Raw genomic sequence first — 17,929 nt, 5'->3', positions numbered from 1 at the left:
GACAGGACTTGGCGCCTGCGACTCCATTGTGGAGACGCGGGCGGACAACTGAGACACGAGGGCTCCTGCGCGGCGCGGCAACGCGCCCGGGAGCTGACGGGAGAGCGCCCGCATGCTCGATAACGAGCCCAACGCCGGGGCCATTGGCCCCGACGGGGAGACAACTGAACAGACCAAGGTGACCGGGCGTCGCCGCTCCGCCAGCCGCCCGGCGGGTCCTCCGCCCGAGCTGCCCGAGGAGCCGGCCGCCGTTCCGGTCACCGTTCCCGCCGCTCAGGCCGCGCCGACGGTGGCGGAGGGCCCGCCGGTGCAGGGCACCGCCGTGCGAAGAGCCGCCGGGGAGCCGGATCCGGATCTTGTGGCGGCTGTCGAGGGCACGAACGGCGCCGCCGGGCTGCCCGGTGAGGCTGCCGGCGTCGCTGAGGTCGAGAGCCCGGCCGAGGACGCCCTGGCCGATGCGGTCGCCGAGGCAGTGGCCGAGGAGAAGCCCAAGCGCGCCACGAGGACGCGGTCCACGGCCACGACGGCGCGGCGGCGTACGACCAAGAAGGCCGCCGAGGAGCAGCCGGAAGCCGCGGGAGCGCTCCCGGAGGGCGGCATGCCCACCGGGACGACTGCGCCCGCGCAGGGCGGCACCGGGGCCGCTGAGGCCGGTGTCGCGATGCCCGCGGAGGCAGGTGTGACAGCGCCGGGGGAGACCGGTGTGGTGTCGCCCGCGGAGGCGGGGATGGCCGCGCCCGGCGAGGCCGGTGTCGCGGTGCCTGCTGAGCAGGTCGCCGAGGCGCCGAAGCGGCGGAGGACCCGTAAGAAGGCGGAGACGGAAGAGGCCGTGGCCGGCGAGGCTCCTGCCGCTGTCGTCGATCAGGGTGCTGCCGCGGCCGCTGTGACGCCCTCCGGCGGTGCCGAGGCCGGTGCGCCGTTGGGCGCCGGCGAAGGCGAGGCGGCCGCCGGTGGTGCGGAGGCCGCCGGCGAAGGCGTGGCGGCACAGGCCCAGGCCAAGACGACGCGGGCTGGGCGTGGCGCGACGACGCGGGCTGGGCGTAGTGCCTCGGCGCGGGCCGGTCGCGGTGCCGCTGCGGTCTCCGGCGAGGAGGCCGAGGCCGCCGGTGGTGATGTCGAGGCCGCTGCTGCCACGAAGCCGGCGAGGGTCTCCGGCGGTGACGTCGAGGACGAGGACATCATGGAGATCCTGCCCGAGGACGAACCGCTCGACGACGAGCCCGCCGGTGAGGATCTCGACGAGGAGCCCGTGCGGCCGAGCCTGCTGGCCGACCCGTTCGGGCTGACCGTGCGCAGGCAGGAGGAGCCGGGCGCCGCGTTCCAGCGGCAGCCCTCGGCCATCTTCGCGCCGCTGTTCCAGGCGCCCGACCCCACCCAGGCCAAGCCGGTCGTGCCGCGGCGGGCCGAGCCGCCGCAGGCCGCCGAGCCCGTGGAGGCCGAGGAGCTCGCGGAAGAGGTCGTGAGCGAGGAAGAGGCGGACGTCGACACCTCCGAAGAGCAGGAGGAGGAGGAAGGCGGCGGCCGTCGCCGTCGGCGCCGCCGTGGCGGCAGGGGCCGCGGCAAGTCGCGCGAGCGCGACGAGGCCGATGAGGGCGAGGAGCAGGACGAAGAGGCCGAGGAGGAGCAGGCCGAGGAGGCCCAGGACGAGGAGAGCTCCAGCTCGCGCCGCCGTCGCCGCCGGCGCCGCCGGGGCACGGACGAGAGCGTCGAGCCGGCCAGCGACGACCCGCCGAACACGGTGGTGCGCATCCGCGCGCCGCGCTCCGGCCGGGCGGCCGCGCTGGACACCGCCACGGACGGCGTGCAGAGCGTGCGCGGCTCCACCAGGCTCGAGGCCAAGAAGCAGCGCCGCCGCGAAGGCCGCGAGCTGGGCCGCAGGCGTCCGCCGATCATCACGGAGTCGGAGTTCCTGGCCCGCCGCGAGTCCGTCGACCGCATGATGGTGGTGCGCCGCCAGGGCGACCGTACGCAGATCGCGGTGCTGGAGGACGGCGTGCTCGTCGAGCACTACGTCAACCGCGAGGCCAGCCAGTCCTACGTCGGCAACGTCTACCTCGGCAAGGTGCAGAACGTGCTGCCGTCGATGGAGGCGGCGTTCGTGGACATCGGCAAGGGCAGAAACGCCGTCCTGTACGCCGGCGAGGTGAACTTCGACACCGCCGGCATGGAGGGCCAGCCGAAGCGGATCGAGTCGGCGCTGAAGTCCGGGCAGTCCGTGCTCGTCCAGGTCACCAAGGACCCGATCGGGCACAAGGGCGCCCGGCTCACGTCGCAGATCAGCCTTCCCGGGCGTTACCTGGTCTACGTGCCCGACGGCTCGATGACCGGGATCAGCCGCAAGCTGCCCGACAAGGAGCGCACGCGGCTCAAGAGCATCCTGAAGAAGGTCATGCCGGAGAACGCCGGCGTGATCGTGCGTACCGCGGCCGAGGGCGCCTCTGAGGACGAGCTGGCCCGAGACGTGGCCCGGCTGTCCGCCCAGTGGGAGAGCATCCAGAAGAAGGCCAAGTCGGCCAGCCCGCCCGAGCTGCTGTCCGCCGAGCCCGACCTGACCATCCGCGTCGTCCGGGACGTCTTCAACGAGGACTTCACCTCGCTGGTCGTGCAGGGCGAAGAGGCCTGGGACACGGTCGACGATTACGTGAAGTACGTCGCGCCGCACCTGGGCGAGCGGCTGTCGAGGTGGGACGGCGGCCAGGGCGGTGACGTCTTCGAGTCGTACCGGATCGACGAGCAGCTCGCCAAGGCGCTCGATCGCAAGGTGTGGCTGCCGAGCGGCGGCTCGCTGGTGATCGACCGTACCGAGGCGATGACCGTCGTCGACGTCAACACCGGCAAGTTCACCGGCCAGGGCGGCAACCTCGAGGAGACCGTCACCAGGAACAACCTGGAGGCGGCCGAGGAGATCGTGCGCCAGCTCAGGTTGCGCGACATCGGCGGCATCATCGTGATCGACTTCATCGACATGGTGCTGGAGTCGAACCGCGACCTGGTGCTGCGGCGGATGCTGGAGTGCCTGGCGCGCGACAGGACGAAGCACCAGGTGGCCGAGGTGACCTCCCTGGGCCTGGTCCAGATGACGCGTAAGCGGGTCGGTCAGGGGCTCCTGGAGGCGTTCTCGACGCCGTGTGACTGCTGCAACGGGCGTGGCGTGCTGGTCTCCACGGAGCCGGTCGAGACCAAGCCTGAGCCGCGGGGCACGCAAGGGAAGATGGCCGTCGAGAAGACGGTCTCCGACAAGGTTTCCGCGGCGAAGGACTCCTCCAGCCGTGATACGGTGACCGGTGCGCTTGAAGACGTCCCGGTTGAGGACGACCAGGCAGGCCAGACTTCCGGCAGGGGGCGGAGACGCTCCCGCCGAGCCAAGTCCGCCGAGTAATCTCGACGGGCTTCCGACGATCCGTCCGGTTCGCCTAGGGGGCCGTTAATCCGGTACCCTGGTGAATCGGTGCGTCAGGTGACGCGCCCTGTTGGCGCGCCTCTCGGTTCGTCGGTTTCGAGACAGACCGAATGAAAGGCGCAGCATTCGGCGGTCATCTCCTCAAGGGATGGCTGTGACAACAGTGAGTCAGTAGAAGGGTTCCGCGGTGTACGCGATCGTTCGTTGCGGCGGCAGGCAGCAGAAGGTCTCCGTCGGTGACGTCCTCGAGGTGGACAAGGTCGCCGGCGAGGTCGGCTCTTCGGTTTCGCTGCCGACGGTGCTCGTCGTCAACGACGGCGATGTGACCACGGAGGCGGGCAAGTTCACGGTCAGCGCCGAGATCCTCGGCGAGACCAAGGGCCCGAAGATCCGCATTCTCAAGTACAAGAACAAGACCGGTTACAAGAAGCGCCAGGGTCACCGCCAGCGGTACACCCAGGTGAAGATCACCGGTATCAACCAGGCCTGATCGGGAGTTAGAGAGATGGCACACAAGAAGGGCGCGTCGTCCACCCGGAACGGCCGCGACTCCAACGCTCAGCGCCTGGGCGTCAAGCGCTTCGGCGGCCAGCTGGTCAACGCGGGCGAGATCATCGTCCGCCAGCGTGGCACCCACTTCCACCCCGGCGACAACGTCGGCCGCGGTGGCGATGACACGCTGTTCGCGCTGGCCGCGGGTCACGTGCAGTTCGGCGTCAAGCGCGGCCGCAGGGCCGTGAGCATCGTTCCCGTCGCGGAGTAGTCTTCCTCCTCCCGACCCGGGGATCTGTTGCTTTATCGCGTTGAAGGGTGGATCGAGCCGCTTCGATCCACCCTTTTGCGTTGTCTGGTGAGATGAGAGGCCCCTGGCGGGGTGATGGAGGAGTGCTGCATGCCGGACTTTGTGGACCAGGTGGTCCTGCACATCAAGGCCGGTGACGGGGGAAACGGGTGTGCCTCCATCCACCGGGAGAAGTTCAAGCCGCTCGGCGGCCCAGACGGGGGGAACGGCGGGCGCGGAGGCGACGTGATCCTCGAGGTCGATCCCAACACCGCGACCCTGCTCGACTACCACCGGCGGCCGCATCGCACGGCCGAGAACGGCAAGCAGGGCCAGGGGTCCAACCGGGACGGCGCCAACGGCGAGGACGTGGTCCTGCCCGTGCCCAACGGCACCGTCGTCAAGGATGCCGCGACGGGCGAGGTGCTGGTCGACCTCGTGGGGGCCGGCACGCGGTACGTGATCGCCCAGGGCGGGCACGGCGGGCTCGGGAACGCCGCTTTGGCCTCGACCAAGCGGAAGGCGCCCGGGTTCGCGCTGCTCGGGGAGCCGGGCGACGGACTCGACGTCATGCTGGAACTGAAGAGCGTCGCGGACGTGGCGCTGGTCGGGTTCCCCAGCGCGGGCAAGTCGTCGCTGATCGCGGCCCTGAGCGCGGCCAAGCCGAAGATCGCCGACTACCCGTTCACGACCTTGATCCCCAACCTGGGCGTGGTGACCGCCGGGGACGCTGTGTTCACCGTGGCCGACGTGCCGGGGCTCATTCCCGGGGCCTCACAGGGGAAGGGGCTCGGGCACGAGTTCCTGCGGCACGTCGAGCGCTGCGACATGCTCGTCCACGTCATCGACTGCGCCACCATGGAGCCGGGACGCGATCCGATCACGGACTACGAGGTGATCGAGGCGGAGCTGCGGGCGTACGGGAAGCTGGAGGACCGGCCGCGCATCGTCGTGCTCAACAAGGCCGACGTGCCGGACGCGCGGGAGCTGGCCGAGCTGGTCACGCCCGAGTTCGAGGAGCGGGGGCTCCAGGTTTTCACGATTTCGGCCGCCACTCATGACGGGTTGCGGGAGCTCACGTTCGCGATGGGTGAGTGGGTCGCCGCCGCGCGGGCCAACAAGCCGATCGAGGAGCCGACGCGGCTCGTGATCAGGCCGAAGCAGCTCGGTGACGCCGGGTTCCGTGTGCGGCGGGTCAACGAGAACCTGTTCCAGATCACCGGTGAGAAGCCGGAGCGGTGGATCAGGCAGACGGACTTCACCAACGACGAGGCCGTCGGCTATCTCGCCGATCGGCTGGAGCGGCTGGGGGTCGAGGGCGAACTGGCCAAGGCCGGCGCCAAGGCCGGGGCCGAGGTGGTCATCGGGCCGATGGAGGGCGGGTACGTCTTCGACTGGCAGCCCACGCTCGGCGCCGAGTCGTCACGCCAAGGGCCGCGCGGCACGGACAACCGGCTCGGGTAGGGCCTCATCGCCAGAGGCCTGTCCCTGGCCGAGCGCGCAGTTGAAGCCAGGCCGCAATTGAATCCACGCTGACGATCGCGTTCGCGAGGCGGGGGCAGGCGTCGCAGGTCGTCCGGTGGGCGCGTTGTGGTGCTGGAGGACTGCCTGGCAGAGGACGTGTGCCGCCGAAGTCCTGACGGCGACCCGGCATGAGTGCCGTGGGAACCGTGTGACAGAAGTGGTGCGTGATGCCGTAGAGCCCTCCGGCCACGATCGTGCCGGCGCCGCAGGCCCATGCGGTAGCGGGCGTGCAGGGCGTTTTGGGGACGTGCGGATGGGGCCTGTGTACGTGTAATAGGAGGCGCCCGCCGGAGCGCCTCTGAGGGGCCTGGGGAGCCTGCCGTCGGGCGTCTGGCCAGGTCGGGGGGTGTCTGGCGAGGGCGGTGTGGCTACCCGCCGGGGCAGCGGTGGTGCGGCAGCTCTCTTACTTCGATCACCTGAATCTGGCAGGGACGGTTTTGTCACCGTGTGGAGGCGGCGATCATTCCACGGTCGTACGGGCTGGACGAAGCAATACGGCTCGACGCTCGCATTGGACCGGCCGCTCAGCGGCGGGTGCTGCCGGCGGCCAAGACCGTGGTGGTCACCTGCGCTGGGACTCGGAGCGCTCCTACGGTCGACGACCGCGACGGTGACGGTGATCGGGGCGCTCGTCGTGGGTGCCGAGTCGGCGTATCTGCTGTCACTTCCCGCGGCCACGGCGGTCCTGGCGTTCTATGTGGTCGTGGCACTGAGGGTGGGAGGTCTCAGTCTCTCCCGCCGCGACCTGTGATGGCGACCACGGTCCCTCACGAAGTTCGAAGGCGCGGTGAGGTCGGCGGCCGGCCCCGTCTGCCCGGCGTCAAGGGCCCGGTGTTGAAAGAACGTCGCAGGTCGGCGACTGACGGCGAGCGCGGCGGGGCGGCCCGCGATCGGGTCGGCTGGTGTCCCGGTGGATGATGTTCGGGTGAGAAATCGGGCAAATGTCAGCCGGCGGATGCCCGCCGGGCTCATCGCGCTGACCTTCGGCAGTTTCGGGATCGGCCTGACCGAGTTCGTGATCGCGGGCCTGCTCCCTCAGGTGAGCCGGAGCCTGGCCGTGTCGGAAGCCGCAGCGGGATGGTTGATCTCCGGATACGCGCTGAGCGTCGCGGTCGGCGCGATCGTGGTGACCGCCGCCACCAGCGGGATGTCCCGCAAGTCGGTCCTCATCGGGTTAGTGGCGTTGTTCGTCGTCGGCAATCTCCTGTCCGCCGTCGCGCCCGGCTATCTGGTGATGCTGCTCGGACGCGTCGTCGCCGCGTTGTGCCACGGTTCGTTCTTCGGCATCGGTTCATTGGTCGCACGGCGGATGGTTCCGGCGGAGCGGGCGTCGAGGGCGGTGGCGGTGATGTTCGCCGGGCTGACGGTCGCGAACGTCCTGGGCGTGCCGTTCGGCGCCCTGGTCGGCGAACGCTGGGGCTGGCGCGCCACGTTCTGGGCGATCACCGTGATCGGCGTGATCGCCATGATCGCCATCGCGGCGCTGGTGCCGGGCTGGGCCGGCGCGGTGGACCGCGCGCATCCATCGACGGCTTCCGGCCTGAGCGGACTGCGTGTCCAGCTACGCGCGTTCCGCTCCTGGCAGGTCTGGCTGACGCTGGCGGCCACCGCGCTCGGTTACGGCGGGATGTTCGGCGCGTTCAGCTACATCGCCTACACCTTCACCCGGATCACCGGCTTCTCCAGCGCCGACGTCGCCTGGCTGCTCGTCGTGTACGGCAGCGGCCTGGTGATCGGGAACATGGCCGGCGGGCGGGCCGCAGACGTCAACCGGGACCGCACGCTGATCGTCTCCCTGGCCGGCCTCGCCGTCACGCTCATCGCGTTCGGGCTGCTGGCCGGCAGTCCCGTCGCATCAGTGGTCCTGGTCTTCCTGCTGGGCTTCTTCGGGTTCGCCGGCGTCCCCGGCATGATCACCCGCGTCACCGATTACGCGAACGGGGTTCCGCTCGCCGCCAGCGCCAACGTGTCGGCCTCCAACGTCGGGAACGCGCTGGGGGCCTGGCTGGGCGGTCTGGCCATCAGCGCCGGCCTCGGCTACACCGCTCCGCTGTACGTCGGCGCCGCCATCGTCCTGGCCGGACTCGTTGTGATGACGATCAGCGCGCGACGAACACCGGGCCTGGCTTCGGAGATCGGCGATGACGAACTCTCCCCGGACACGACGCCCACGAGCTGACCCAGACGGCCGGGCCGAGCCGAAACGGGTCGTGCGCCCCGTCAAGCTCACCGGCGAGGAACTCCAGGCCGATATCCGTATGGACGGGCGGCGCTTCCCGGGCGTCCCCGGTTCAGGACGGCCGTCCGCCGAACTGCCAGTCGTGCACCTCGATGTCGGCGTACCGGTCCCGGGCCAGGACGTTGCGTGCCGTGTCCGGGTCCGGTGCCCGGACCAGTGCCGCCGTACCAACCAGGTGGCACCGTCGTCCGACAGCAGCGGCCCGTACGCGATCAGCTCGTCCTGGCCGGACGGCACGGCGAGGTCGGCGGCCTGGCCCGTGCCGAGGCCGAGCACCAGATATCGGTTGCCACCTGTCCGGCCGCCGGGAAAGTCCCACATGGTGCGCCCCAACAGGTTGCGCCACCGCCGCAGCAGCACGTCCCGGTAAGCACCGGCCTGGTAGCCCGGCTCGTCGAAGGCGAAGGCGCGGGCGGCGACCGGATCAGGCAGGTCGAGGATGTGCACGCTGCCGGTGGGCGTGTCGCCGGCGAAGGTCGGACCCCGGGCGATCATCTCCTTCGCGTACCGGTCCATGTAGGACCAATGCTCTTCCCGCAAGTCGTGGCGCAGCGCTGCGGAATCGGGCCGGTCGCGGTGGTAGCAGAAGAACTCCATGCCCACCATCTTCGTCCGCCAACAGATCGCCTCCGCACACGTCGCCCCGGAGACGCTCGATTCCTGGACGGTCGAGAGCGCGGGAAAGCCGCCCTGGTCGAGGCGTCCTTGCCCGGGTCTCCGGACGAACACAAGATCATCAAATGCGGCTCGACGCGCTCGCCGCCGCGGACTGCCGGGAGGTGATCGTGGAGACCGCCCGGGCTCCGCCGGCCGTGAGGTGATCCGCGGTGGCGGCCCCGATGCCGGAGGCGGCGAAGTGTGGTGTCGCGGCTTCGATAGGCTTCGAGACGTGCGGGAACAGATCAGCTCAGCGTCGAAGGTCGTTGTCAAGGTCGGCTCCTCCTCGCTCACCACCCCCCAGGGAACGATCGACGTCGATCGTGTGGACGCTCTGGTGGACGTGCTGGCGGCGCGGCGCCGTACCGGGACGCAGCTGATCCTGGTCTCCTCCGGGGCGATCGCGGCGGGTCTCGGCCCGCTCGGGCTGACCGCGCGACCGCGCGACCTCGCCACTCAGCAGGCGGCCGCCTCCGTCGGCCAGGGCGTGCTGGTGGCCCGCTACACCTCCTCCTTCGCCCGGTACGGCCTGCGTGTCGGCCAGGTCCTGCTGACCGCCGACGACATGATGCGCCGCGCCCACCACGCCAACGCGCAGCGCACCCTGACCCGGCTGCTGGAGCTGGGCATCGTGCCCATCGTCAACGAGAACGACACCGTGGCCACCGACGAGATCCGCTTCGGCGACAACGACCGGCTGGCGGCGCTGGTGTCGCACCTGATCAGGGCGGACGCGCTGGTGCTGCTGTCGGACGTGGACGCGCTCTACGACGGCCCGCCCAGCCGCGGCGGCGCCCGCCGGCTGGCGGAGATCCGCGGGCCGGAGGACCTGGCCGGGGTCGAGCTGGGCAGGAACGGCGCGGCCGTCGGCACCGGCGGCATGGTCACCAAGGTGCAGGCCGCCAGGATCGCCACCGGGGCCGGCGTCCCCGTCGTGCTCACCGCCGCCGCGCACGCCGCCCAGGCGCTCGGTGGTGCCGACGTCGGCACCTACTTCCACCCAGGCGGCCGCCATCCCGGCACGCGCCTGTTGTGGCTCGCGCACGCCACCACCGGACGTGGCCGGCTCCACCTCGACCAGGGTGCGGTGGAGGCCATCGTGACGCGCCGCAAGTCGCTGCTGCCGGCCGGGGTGACGTCCGTGGAGGGCGATTTCGCGGCCGGCGACCCGGTGGACCTGTGCGCACCGCAAGGGGGCGTGGTGGCCCGTGGGCTGGTCAACTTCGACGCGATCGAGATCCCCGGCCTGCTCGGGCGCTCCACGAGGGAGCTGGCGAGCGCGCTCGGTCCGGAATACGAACGCGAGCTGATCCACCGCGACGACATCGTCATACTGGAAGCCCACTCATGAGCCCGGCGACGAGCAGGGCAGGCAGTGACCAGGGAAAAGCGGGGCTCGACGAGCCCCGGGCAGTGAGCGGAGCGAAGCCATGAGTACAGAGTTCCTGAAGGTCGCCCACGCGGCGCGGGAGGCCGCCGCCGAGCTGGCCCCGCTGCCGCGGGCGCCGAAGGACCGGGCGCTGTGTGCCATCGCCGACGCCCTGGTCGCGCACGCGGCGGAGATCGTCGAGGCCAACGCCAAGGACGTCGAGCAGGCCGGAGCGCAGGGCACCGCCGAGGCGATGATCGATCGGTTGCGCCTGGACGAGGCCAGGATCGACAAGATCGCCGACGCCGTGCGCGAGGTGGCCGACCTGCCCGACCCGATCGGCGAGGTCGTCCGCGGCTCAACCCTGCCCAACGGGCTGGAGCTGCGCCAGCTCAGGGTGCCGCTGGGCGTGATCGGCATCATCTACGAGGGCCGCCCCAACGTCACGGTCGACGCCGCCGCGCTCTGCCTCAAGAGCGGCAACGCGGTGCTGCTCAGAGGCTCCTCCAGCGCCTACTCCTCCAACACCGCCCTGGTCAGGATCATGCAGGACGCGCTGGAGGGCACCGAGGTGCCCGCGGGCGCCGTCCAGCTCGTGCCCGGCCAGACCCGCGACTCGGTCAAGGAGCTGATGCGCGCTCGCGGGCTGGTCGACGTGCTGATTCCGCGCGGCGGCGCGTCGCTGATCAACTCGGTCGTCGAGGAGTCGACGGTGCCGGTGATCGAGACCGGCGTCGGCAACTGCCACGTCTACGTCGACGCCGAGGCCGACGTGGACCTGGCCGTGCAGATCCTGGTCAACGCCAAGGCGCAGCGGCCGTCGGTGTGCAACGCGGCCGAGACGTTCCTCGTGCACGAGGCCGTCGCCGACGCGTTCGTGCCGAAGGCGCTCCAAGCGCTGGCCGAGGCGGGCGTGACCGTGCACGGCGACGCCCGGGTCGCCGGCTACGGCTCCGCCGTCGTGCCCGTCACCGAGGACGACTTCACCACCGAATACCTCTCGCTCGACATCGCCGCCGCCGTCGTCGGCTCGCTGGAGGAGGCCGTCGCGCACATCCGGCGCTACGGCTCCGGCCACACCGACGCCATCGTCACCCGGTCCCAGAAGGCCGCCCGCCGGTTCGTCGCGCTGGTGGACTCGGCGGCCGTGGCGGTCAACGCCTCGACGCGGTTCACCGACGGGGGTGAGTTCGGGTTCGGGGCGGAGATCGGCATCTCCACGCAGAAGCTGCACGCGCGCGGCCCGATGGGGCTGCCGGAGTTGACGTCGACCAAGTGGGTCTACACCGGTGAGGGGCATTTGCGCACATCAGAAGGCACGGTGGTGGCCGGGTGACCGGCGTGTCGGCCTGACCGGCGCCGGGCGCCGCGGCTTGACTGGGGGACATGGACATTGTCGTCGCCCTCGTCTTCCCGGCCGCGGTGCTGTTCAGCGCCGACCGGCTGTTGCTCTGGCTGGAGAGCCGCGGTCACGTCCGCTGGCGCAGGAAGGGCCGCAGGCGGCTGTCGGACGAGCCCACGGTCCGGCTCGACAGCATGCTCTCCGACCACACCCGCCGATAAACCTTCGGCGTGCCTCAAGCGGCGACTCGTGTACCGGCGCTAGGGTTGTGTCCCTTATGGGCGCGCTCGGCGGGGAGGGACGGTGAGCAAGCTCGGCAAGGTCGGGCCGTACACCCTGGTCGAGCGGCTCGGCCGGGGCGGCATGGGCGAGGTCTACCTCGCGACCATCCGCCGTGGCGAGCACGTCGCTCTCAAGGTCCTGCACGATCTGGCAGAGGATGAAACCTCGCGCATCAGGCTGGAGCGCGAGGTCCGTGCGCTGCGCAGGGTCGAGAGCCCGTACGTCGCCAAGGTGCTCGACGCGGATCTGAGCTGCGCGCGCCCGTACCTGGTCATGGAGCACATCGAGGGCGCCACGCTGCTGGAGCGGGTGCGCCAGAGCGGCCCGCTCGACGTCTCCGAGCTCGTGGAGCTGGCGCAGGGCATCGCCGCGGCGCTCGCGATCATCCACGCGGCCGGGGTCGTGCACCGGGACCTCAAGCCCGGCAACATCATCATGGGTACCCAGGGACCGGTCCTCATCGACTTCGGGATCGCGCAGGTCCTGGACGCGACCCGGCTGACCATGACAGGCACGTTCCTCGGCACGCCCGGCTACACGGCGCCGGAGATCTTCTCCGACGAGCAGGTCGACTCGCCCGCGGACGTGCACGCGTGGGCTGCGACGGTGGCGTTCGCGGCGACCGGGCGGCCGACGTTCGGGCGCGGGACGGCCGAGGCGCAGATGTACGCGGTGCTGAACGGGCAGGCCGATCTCAAGGGCGTGCCCGTCGAGCTGCTGCCGCTGGTCAGGGCCGCGCTCAACCGGGAGCCCGGCAAGCGTCCCACGGCCGCGCTGCTGGCCGACCGGCTGTCGCGGCTGGTCAAGGCCACCAGCACGCCGGAGCCCGAGCCGCCCGCGGCCGCCGACGTGGCCGACGAGGCCGGCAAGGGCGCGCCCGCCCGTGGTCGCACCGCCGAGGACACCGCGGCGAAGTCCGCGCGCGGCAGGCCGAACAGCCTGGGCACGGACGGGAAGGTGCCTGCGCCGCGCGGCCGGACGAGCACCGGCCGCACGGGCACGGACGGGAAGGGCGCCGCGACACGCGGCCGGACCGGCGCCGCGGACGGCGCCGCGGCCCGCGGCCGGACCGGCGCTGCGGACGGCGCCGCGGCCCGCGGCCGGATGGACGGCGCCGTTGCGCGGAGCCGGACCGGCGCCGACGGGAAGGTTCCCGCGCCGCGGAGCCGTACGAGCGTCGACGGGAAGAACACCGGGCCGCGCGCCAAGATGGGCGCGCCGCGCCAGCGTGCGGCGGCGGCCGTCAGGAGCCGCGCGCCGGCCAAGCCGCAGGCCAAGAGAAACGCCGACGCGCACACCACGCTGCCCGCGGGCAACGGTGCCCTGCTGCTGCTCGCGGTGCTGGCCATACCATGCGTGGTGACCTCCGTGATCTGGCCGATCGCGTCCATTGCGATCACGACGGTGTTCGTGGTGCTGACCAGGACGTTGTGGATGGGTCACTGGATGGTGCGCAACCGCAGCTCGCAGCGTACGCGGGTGGTGCTGCGGGTGCTGCTCTTCCCGCTCGCGCTGACGGGAGCGGCGGCGACCGCCGTGGTGTGGCCGGGCGTGCCCGTCGCGGTGGCGTCGGGCGGTGCGCTCTGGGTGACCGGCGGCGGTGAGATCGACACCGACTGGTGGCAGCAGCCCGCGCCCGTGACGGTGGCGGGCGTGGTGTTCGGGATGTTGTGCGGCGGAATCACCGGACGCGAGATCGAGCGGATCGGCGGCCGGCTGCCGGATCTGCGCAGGGAAGGGCTGCGTGCGCTGGCCGTGCTCGGCGGGTTCGTCGCCCTGTGCGCGGCCGCCGTGCGCGCGATCGCCCTCCTGCTCTGACGGGCGTTCCGGCCCGCCGCCACCAGGCCTCATTCCGCATGATCGCCTCCGCACGATTGGTCACCAAGGACCCGAAGGGCGACACGGGGTCGATCATGCGGACAGCGGGCCCGGGGCGGCGGGTCGGACGCGGCCGATCACACTGATCGGCTGCGTACGGCGATCGGTCTAGCCCTGTCCGCCGTCGCGGCGCGAGAAGCGGTTGAAGATGCGCTCGCCCGCGTTCACGGCACCCTCGGCCACGTCGCGCAGGACGCCGATGAACGGGTCCTGCGACTGCGACCAGGACGCGCGGTAGGACTCGGCCGCCGCCTTGATCTCGTCGGTCACTCGTGCATTGGGGTCGTCCTCCCGGCGAGGGTAGTCCCCACCGATAATTCTGTCGTATTCGCCGCTGCGCTGCCACTTGTCCAGCTCGGCCACGCGCACCACGGCGAACGGGTGCGTGGTGCCGAGCAGGTTGAGCACCTTGAGGAAGCCGTCGCGAAGGTCGCCCGCGGTGTCGTATTCCTGGTACTGCTCCAGGAACGCCTCGATGTTCATCTCGTGGGTGTAGTCGCCACCGGCGAGCTTCATCAGCGCCCTCTTCGCCGCCTCGGGGTCCTGGCCGACGAGCAGGCCGCCGCGGTCGGAGGACAGCTCCGACTTGCGGTACCACTCCTCCAGGCCCGCGACGATCGCCCGCAGGCCGATGTAGCCGAGCGGGATCCAGGCGACGCGGGTGGCGAGACGGGTGAGGATGTCGAGCATCGTCCGGTAGACCGCGTGACCCGACAGGATGTGCGAGGTCTCGTGTCCGATGACGAAGCGCTGCTCCTCCTCGTTCATGAGGTTGAGAAGACCGGTGGTGACGACGATGAACGGGTCGTCGAAGCCGATGGCCTTGGCCTGGACCTGCGGGTCCTGCTGGACGTAGATCTCCGGGATCCGGTGCAGGTCGAGTGTGTACGCGGCGTCGCGGCCCATGTCGTAGAGGGAGCGGAACTGGGTCTCGCTCACGCGGACGGACGACGCCAGGTACATCAGGCGCAGGCGGCGCTCGCTAATGAGGCCGGACATCTGCTTGAGAACCGTGTCGAACCCACTCAACTTACGCAGAGCGACCAGGGCGGACCGGTCTGCGGGGTGTTCGTAGGCTCGAGACGAGATGCCGGGCAGTTGGACGCGGTTGCGGTCCGGGGTGGTCGTCATGCCCGGCATGCTACGTCCGCAACGGAAGTGATGCGCGGACATCACCAAGGGGGGTGCCATCATGTTGTGGAGAGTGTCCGCGTAAGGTCCGTTTCATGATGAACGCGCCTGGTGTGCAAGGGATGCGGCGAGTCGGAGTGATGGGTGGGACGTTCGATCCCATCCACCACGGGCACCTGGTCGCGGCCAGTGAGGTGGCCCACCACTTCCAGCTTGATGAGGTCGTCTTCGTTCCGACGGGCCGGCCGTATCAGAAGTCGGGGCGCGAGGTGTCGGCGCCCGAGGACCGCTATCTGATGACGGTCATCGCGACCGCTTCGAATCCGCGGTTCTCCGTGAGCCGGGTGGACGTGGACCGGCCCGGGCCGACCTTCACCATCGACACGTTGCGCGATATCGCGGAGATCTACGGTCCGGAGGTGGAGCTCTACTTCATCACCGGCGCCGACGCGCTCGGGGCAATTCTGGACTGGCAGAACGCCGACGAGCTGTTCGAACTGGCCCACTTCGTCGGCTGCACGCGCCCCGGGCACACGCTGCACGACCCGGGATTGCCCGAGGGCCGGGTGACGTTGCTGGAAATTCCCGCTCTGTCCATCTCCTCGTCGGAATGCCGCCAGCGAGTGGCCAAGGGGGAGCCGATTTGGTATCTGGTGCCCGACGGAATCGTGCAGTACATCAACAAACGGGGCCTGTATCACGCCCACGGGTGAAGGGCTCCGCGCCATACGTGAGGGGTTTCGGCCCAGAAGGGTACCCTCAACATATGGGCATGCTGCCGACACAGGAGGACAGACCCGCATCGTGACCGCATCTGACAGATCCGTCCAGCTCGTGCGCATCGCCGCGGAGGCCGCGGCCGACAAGCTGGCCGATGACATCCTCGCCTACGACGTGAGCGAGCAGCTCGTCATCACCGACGCCTTCCTGCTCTGCTCCGCCACAAATGACCGCCAGGTCCGCGCCATCGTCGACGAGATCGAGGAGCGGCTGCGCACCGTGGCGGATGCCAAGCCTGTGCGCCGCGAGGGCGAGCGCGAGGGCCGCTGGGTGCTGCTCGACTACATCGACATCGTCGTGCACGTCCAGCACGAGGAGGACCGTACGTTCTACGCGCTCGAGCGCCTGTGGAAGGACTGCCCGGCGATCTCGCTGCCGGAGAGCGTCATGCAGGCCAACCTCCAGCGGGCGCGCACTTGAGCAAGCGCATTGTGTGTCTGCGTCATGGGCAGACTCTGTGGAACGTTGAGCAGCGGTTCCAAGGACATTCCGACATCCCGCTCGATGAGACCGGCGTCGCGCAGGCCGCGCGGGCCGCGTCACTCCTGGCCTCCCTCAGGCCCACCCTCATCGTCTCCTCCGACCTGCAACGGGCCAATGACACCGCGCTCGCGCTCGGGCGTGTCGTCGGGCTCGACGTGGCCGTCGACAAGGACTTCCGCGAGCGCGGAGGCGGCCAGTGGGAGGGGCTGACGCGGGAGGAGATCGCCGCGCGCTGGCCCGAGGAGTACGCCGCCTGGGAGGCTCCGGACGGCGAGCCGGTCACGGATGTCGCCGCCCGGGTGGCGGCCGCCATGCGCCGGTGGGCGGCCCGGCTGGACGGCGAAGGCCTGCTGGTGGTGGCCTCGCACGGCGCCGCGCTGCGGCTGGGCATCTGCGAGCTGCTCGGGCTGCCCGAGGAGCTGTGGCCGGCGCTCGGCGGCCTGGGCAACTGCTCCTGGTCCGTCCTGCAGGAGGGGCGCAAGGGCTGGCGGCTGCTGGAGCACAACGCCGGCACCCTGCCCGAGCCCGTCAACAGCGACGACAGGCCGGACGCCGAGGCATGACGATTCCGTACGGCTCGGGGGCCGTACGGCAGGCGGTCTCGTTCGAATAGATCGGCGACAGACATCCGGGGTCGGAGAGGTTCGCCGATGGAGATCCGGTCATTGCGTTATGCGGTCACGCTCGCCGAGGAGCTGCATTTCGGTCGCGCCGCGCGGCGGCATTTCATCCGCGCCCCAGCCGTTCGGGCGGCACATCCGGCAGCTCGAACGAGAGGTCGGCAAGCGCTTGTTCGAGCGTACGAGCCGGCGGGTCGCGCTGACGCCGGCGGGGGAGCGGCTGGTCGCCGAGGCTCGCAGGGTGCTGGCGGCGGTGGACGGGCTCGCGGAGGTGGCGCGCGCCGACGCGCCGCACGACGGGGCGCACCCGGACCTGCGCTACGTGCCCGTGGAGGGGCCCACGTGCGCGGCGGCGATCGCGACCCGGGAGTCCGACGACCGGCCGGGCGTGGCCGCGTTCCGGCGTGCCGCCCGGCCGCTGGGCGGATCGTAACTTTTCTGGCTGATGATCCCTCGCCGCGTTCCGTGGTGGAGTCTGCGCACGGACAAGGGGGATAGGTCATGGGGAAGACAGTTCTGGAGGCCGCGCTGCGCCAGGTCGTGCCAGGGGTGTACGCCTGGGTGCAGCCGGACGGCACCTGGTGGGTCAACAACGCCGGTGCGGTGGCCGGCGACGAGGGGACCGTCGTCATCGACACGTGCGCCACCGAGGAGCGCACGCGCCGGTTCCTGGAGGCGGTCGCCGAGACCACCGGGGACGCGCCTGTGCGGGCCGCGGTGAACACCCATCAGCACGGCGACCACACCTACGGCAACTGCCTGCTGCCCGAACAGGCCGTGATCATCAGCCACGAGAGCGTGCGCGCGGGGGTGCTGGCGGACTTCGTCATCGACGGCTGCCCGCCGTTCTGGTCGCCGGTGCCCGACTGGGGCGCGGTGACGCGGCGGCCGCCGTCGCTCGTGTTCCGCTCCGAACTGACGATCTACAGCAGCGGGCGGCGGATCGACCTGCTCCATCCCGGCCATCCCGCGCACACGGCCGGCGACGTGGTCGCGTGGCTGCCGGAGGAACGTGTGTTGTTCGCCGGCGACCTGCTCTTCCACGGGGTGACGCCGCTCGTGCTGATGGGATCGGCCGAGGGGGCGCTGCGCTCGCTGGACTGGCTGGCCGACCTCGAGCCCGAGCACATCGTGCCCGGGCACGGGCCACTGGCCGTCGCGGACGACCTGCCGGACATCCTGGCCGCGCACGAGCGCTACTACCGTTTCGTGCTGGAGACCGCGCGGGCCGGGCGCGAGCGCGGGCTCAGCCCGCTGGACGCGGCCCGGCGCGCCGACCTGGGCGACTTCGAGGGATGGCCGGACGCCGAGCGGGTGGTGCTCAATTTGCACCGCGCCTACGCGGAGGCCGCGGGCGGCGAAGTGGATCTCGTGGCCGCGTTCACCGACGCCGTGGCCTGGAACCACGGCCCCTTCCCGACGGTGGTGTGAAGCGATGCGATT

General features: G+C 70.9%; 16 protein-coding genes and 1 pseudogene. 15 read left to right on the top strand and 2 right to left on the bottom strand.

Annotated elements, in window-relative coordinates; genetic code table 11:
• Positions 1-112: 112 nt before the first annotated feature.
• From ACIBX3_RS09645 to ACIBX3_RS09620, 6 genes are all read left to right on the top strand, one after another.
• Positions 113-3,379: an Rne/Rng family ribonuclease gene (locus ACIBX3_RS09645; RefSeq protein WP_397114958.1), complete on the top strand. Its 3,267-nt coding sequence runs from the start codon at positions 113-115 to the stop codon at positions 3,377-3,379.
• Between the two features lie 208 nt (positions 3,380-3,587).
• A complete protein-coding gene (gene rplU / locus ACIBX3_RS09640) occupies positions 3,588-3,890 on the top strand; it encodes a 50S ribosomal protein L21 (RefSeq protein WP_184973140.1) in 303 nt (100 codons plus the stop codon).
• A gap of 15 nt (positions 3,891-3,905) precedes the next feature.
• A complete protein-coding gene (gene rpmA / locus ACIBX3_RS09635) occupies positions 3,906-4,163 on the top strand; it encodes a 50S ribosomal protein L27 (RefSeq protein WP_012893687.1) in 258 nt (85 codons plus the stop codon).
• Between the two features lie 129 nt (positions 4,164-4,292).
• Positions 4,293-5,645: a GTPase ObgE gene (gene obgE / locus ACIBX3_RS09630; protein WP_397114956.1), complete on the top strand. Its 1,353-nt coding sequence runs from the start codon at positions 4,293-4,295 to the stop codon at positions 5,643-5,645.
• Between the two features lie 670 nt (positions 5,646-6,315).
• Positions 6,316-6,456: a hypothetical protein gene (locus ACIBX3_RS09625; RefSeq protein ID WP_397114954.1), complete on the top strand. Its 141-nt coding sequence runs from the start codon at positions 6,316-6,318 to the stop codon at positions 6,454-6,456.
• 174 nt (positions 6,457-6,630) lie between these two features.
• Positions 6,631-7,884, top strand: a complete 1,254-nt coding sequence (locus ACIBX3_RS09620) for an MFS transporter (protein WP_397114953.1) — start codon at positions 6,631-6,633, stop codon at positions 7,882-7,884.
• A 459-nt stretch (positions 7,885-8,343) separates the two neighbouring features.
• Here the strand turns inward: ACIBX3_RS09620 and ACIBX3_RS09615 are convergent.
• Positions 8,344-8,541 (bottom strand): annotated as a pseudogene (locus tag ACIBX3_RS09615) (YciI family protein); the annotation flags it as partial.
• 292 nt (positions 8,542-8,833) lie between these two features.
• Here ACIBX3_RS09615 and proB point away from each other — a divergent pair.
• From proB to ACIBX3_RS09595, 4 genes are all read left to right on the top strand, one after another.
• Positions 8,834-9,952 carry a glutamate 5-kinase gene (proB, locus tag ACIBX3_RS09610; protein ID WP_397114951.1) on the top strand — a complete coding sequence of 373 codons (1,119 nt, stop codon included), beginning with the start codon at positions 8,834-8,836 and terminating at the stop codon, positions 9,950-9,952.
• Between the two features lie 79 nt (positions 9,953-10,031).
• The gene (locus ACIBX3_RS09605; RefSeq protein WP_397114949.1) at positions 10,032-11,306 is read left to right on the top strand and encodes a glutamate-5-semialdehyde dehydrogenase; all 1,275 of its coding nucleotides are present in this window, start codon (positions 10,032-10,034) and stop codon (positions 11,304-11,306) included.
• Between the two features lie 50 nt (positions 11,307-11,356).
• Complete coding sequence (locus tag ACIBX3_RS09600) at positions 11,357-11,533, top strand: hypothetical protein (protein WP_397114947.1); 177 nt, start codon at positions 11,357-11,359, stop codon at positions 11,531-11,533.
• 82 nt (positions 11,534-11,615) lie between these two features.
• On the top strand, positions 11,616-13,412 hold the full coding sequence (locus tag ACIBX3_RS09595) for a serine/threonine-protein kinase (protein WP_397114945.1): 1,797 nt from the start codon (positions 11,616-11,618) through the stop codon (positions 13,410-13,412).
• A gap of 168 nt (positions 13,413-13,580) precedes the next feature.
• Here ACIBX3_RS09595 and ACIBX3_RS09590 read toward each other — a convergent pair whose 3' ends face one another.
• On the bottom strand, positions 13,581-14,612 hold the full coding sequence (locus ACIBX3_RS09590) for a M48 family metallopeptidase (protein ID WP_397114943.1): 1,032 nt from the start codon (positions 14,610-14,612) through the stop codon (positions 13,581-13,583).
• Between the two features lie 113 nt (positions 14,613-14,725).
• Between ACIBX3_RS09590 and nadD the strand changes: the two genes are divergently transcribed.
• From nadD to ACIBX3_RS09565, 5 genes are all read left to right on the top strand, one after another.
• Positions 14,726-15,316 (top strand): nicotinate-nucleotide adenylyltransferase, encoded by a 591-nt coding sequence (gene nadD, locus ACIBX3_RS09585; protein WP_397114941.1) that lies wholly within the window; start codon positions 14,726-14,728, stop codon positions 15,314-15,316.
• A gap of 91 nt (positions 15,317-15,407) precedes the next feature.
• Positions 15,408-15,803, top strand: a complete 396-nt coding sequence (gene rsfS / locus ACIBX3_RS09580) for a ribosome silencing factor (protein WP_397114939.1) — start codon at positions 15,408-15,410, stop codon at positions 15,801-15,803.
• On the top strand, positions 15,800-16,429 hold the full coding sequence (locus tag ACIBX3_RS09575) for a histidine phosphatase family protein (RefSeq protein WP_397114937.1): 630 nt from the start codon (positions 15,800-15,802) through the stop codon (positions 16,427-16,429). The genes rsfS and ACIBX3_RS09575 overlap by 4 nt, the downstream gene beginning before the upstream one ends.
• Before the next feature lie 109 nt (positions 16,430-16,538).
• Entirely contained in the window at positions 16,539-16,919 is a 381-nt protein-coding gene (locus tag ACIBX3_RS09570; RefSeq protein WP_397114935.1) for a LysR family transcriptional regulator, read from the top strand.
• A 68-nt stretch (positions 16,920-16,987) separates the two neighbouring features.
• Positions 16,988-17,917, top strand: a complete 930-nt coding sequence (locus ACIBX3_RS09565) for an MBL fold metallo-hydrolase (RefSeq protein ID WP_397114933.1) — start codon at positions 16,988-16,990, stop codon at positions 17,915-17,917.
• Positions 17,918-17,929: the final 12 nt, after the last annotated feature.

Origin of the sequence: Nonomuraea sp. NPDC049480 (genome assembly GCF_044465905.1) — a bacterium.
Classification (GTDB): domain Bacteria; phylum Actinomycetota; class Actinomycetes; order Streptosporangiales; family Streptosporangiaceae; genus Nonomuraea.
This window is presented reverse-complemented; position numbering and strand designations above follow the sequence as displayed.

Coding starts and splice junctions, on each gene's coding strand:
- ACIBX3_RS09645 (WP_397114958.1), top strand. CDS start 113: ATGCTCGATAACGAGCCCAACGCCGGGGCCATTGGCCCCGACGGGGAG.
- rpmA (WP_012893687.1), top strand. CDS start 3,906: ATGGCACACAAGAAGGGCGCGTCGTCCACCCGGAACGGCCGCGACTCC.
- obgE (WP_397114956.1), top strand. CDS start 4,293: ATGCCGGACTTTGTGGACCAGGTGGTCCTGCACATCAAGGCCGGTGAC.
- ACIBX3_RS09605 (WP_397114949.1), top strand. CDS start 10,032: ATGAGTACAGAGTTCCTGAAGGTCGCCCACGCGGCGCGGGAGGCCGCC.
- ACIBX3_RS09600 (WP_397114947.1), top strand. CDS start 11,357: ATGGACATTGTCGTCGCCCTCGTCTTCCCGGCCGCGGTGCTGTTCAGC.
- ACIBX3_RS09590 (WP_397114943.1), bottom strand. CDS start 14,612: ATGCCGGGCATGACGACCACCCCGGACCGCAACCGCGTCCAACTGCCC.
- nadD (WP_397114941.1), top strand. CDS start 14,726: ATGCGGCGAGTCGGAGTGATGGGTGGGACGTTCGATCCCATCCACCAC.
- ACIBX3_RS09570 (WP_397114935.1), top strand. CDS start 16,539: ATGCGGTCACGCTCGCCGAGGAGCTGCATTTCGGTCGCGCCGCGCGGC.
- ACIBX3_RS09565 (WP_397114933.1), top strand. CDS start 16,988: ATGGGGAAGACAGTTCTGGAGGCCGCGCTGCGCCAGGTCGTGCCAGGG.